The following is a 1,370-nucleotide window of genomic DNA, read 5'->3' on the forward strand; positions in this document are numbered from 1 at the left end:
GCCGAGTTCGGTGCGGACCTCGTCGCGGAGGCGGCCGAGGTTGTCGGGCTCGGGTGCTGCGCCGAGGAGTGTCTTGGTGTACTCGTGCTGCGGGTTCAGGATGACCTCGTCCGCGGGGCCACGCTCGACGACATCACCCTTGTAGAGCACCATGATCTCATCGGAGAAGTGCCGCGCCGTGGCCAGGTCGTGCGTGATGTACAACACCCCCAGGTTCTCCTCGCGTTGCAGGTCCGCGAGCAGGTTCAACACCCCCAACCGGATCGACACGTCCAACATCGACACGGGTTCGTCCGCGACGATGAACCGCGCCCCCGGCGCCAACGCCCGAGCGATCGCGACGCGCTGCCGCTGCCCACCCGACAACTCATGCGGGCGACGATCCGCAAACGACTCTCCCGGGCTCAGCCGCACACGCTCCAACAACTCCACCGCCCGCTCCCGCACCTGCGCGCGAGACAGCTCCGGGTGGTGCAGGCGGATCGGACGCTCCAGATGATGCACGATCGTGTGGAACGGGTTCAACGACGCGAACGGGTCCTGGAACACCATCTGCACATCCGCGCGATACCCCTCCAGAGCCCGACCCCGAGTCCCGGACGGTTTACCGTCGAGGAGGATCTCCCCACTGCTGGGGGTCTCCAACTTCATCAGCATCCGCGCGATCGTCGACTTCCCCGACCCCGACTCCCCCACCAAAGCGACCGTCTTCCCCGCCTCGATCGTGAACGACACATCCTTCACCGCATGCAACACACTCGTGCGGAACCCCGACCGCAGATGGAAGTCCTTCACCAGACTCCGCGCCTCCAAGGTCGCGGCAGGCACACCACTCGTGTTCGTCATCGGACGCCCTCCTGGCTCACACCGGTACGCACGAAATCGCCACGCTCACCCTTCAACGACGGGAAACTCGACAACAACCGACGCGTGTACTCATGCTGCGGGTCCCGGTAGATCTCCTCCGCCGTGCCCTCCTCCACGATCTGCCCCTGCAACATGATCGCGATCCGATCACTGATCTCGATCAACATCGGCAGATCATGCGTGATGAAGATCACCGCGAACCCCAACTTCTCCCGCAACCGCATGATCTCCCGGATGATGCCCCGCTGCACCACCACATCCAGAGCCGTCGTCGGCTCATCCATGATCATCACCTGCGGATCAAGAGCCAACGCCATCGCGATCATCATCCGCTGCCGCATACCCCCCGACAACTCATGCGGGAAACTCGACAACCGCGACGGATCCACCCCCACCAACGTGAGCAACTCCTCCGCCCGCGCCGTCTTCGCCTTCCTGCTCATACCAGGACGATGCGTGTCGAAAATATCGAAGATCTGCGCCCGCACACTGATCACCGGGTT

At 63.8% G+C, this 1,370-nt stretch carries 2 protein-coding genes; both read right to left on the reverse strand.

Going from position 1 to position 1,370, the window contains the following annotated elements:
• The coding region (locus RN51_RS00015; protein ID WP_045262003.1) for an ABC transporter ATP-binding protein at positions 1–846 on the reverse strand (846 nt) is incomplete at its 3' end.
• On the reverse strand, positions 843–1,370 hold a 528-nt coding region (locus tag RN51_RS00020), incomplete at its 5' end, for an ATP-binding cassette domain-containing protein (RefSeq protein WP_045262004.1). The genes RN51_RS00020 and RN51_RS00015, both read right to left, overlap by 4 nt.

The organism is Microbacterium oxydans, from assembly GCF_000956405.1.
GTDB classification, from domain to species: Bacteria; Actinomycetota; Actinomycetes; order Actinomycetales; family Microbacteriaceae; genus Microbacterium; species Microbacterium oxydans_C.